Raw genomic sequence first — 256 nt, forward strand, 5'->3', positions numbered from 1 at the left:
ACAGCGGATGTATCCGTCGCCGAGGAGGACGAGGGTCATGCCCGCCGACCGGCGGGCATGACGACACGCACCACCGTGTCGTTGTCGTCGGGCCACCGTCGACGCCGACCCGCTATCGTGTCGGTGTGACCGCAGCAGCCGCGCACCAGCCATCGCCGGAGGTCGAGAAGACCCCCGAGGCGATCCGCGCCGCACTGCTGCCCGAGGAACGCGACGCCTTCGACGCCGACTGCCGCCACGCCCTGGGCCAGGCCGC

The 256-nt window shown here is 72.3% G+C and carries 1 protein-coding gene; it reads left to right on the forward strand.

Annotated features, from left to right (window positions below; all coding sequences use genetic code 11):
- Nucleotides 1–125: 125 nt before the first annotated feature.
- Nucleotides 126–256 (forward strand): DUF6247 family protein (locus ADK67_RS55365; RefSeq protein WP_442974150.1); only part of this gene is annotated, 131 nt, incomplete at its 3' end.

Source organism: Saccharothrix sp. NRRL B-16348, assembly GCF_001280085.1.
Classification (GTDB): Bacteria; Actinomycetota; Actinomycetes; order Mycobacteriales; family Pseudonocardiaceae; genus Actinosynnema.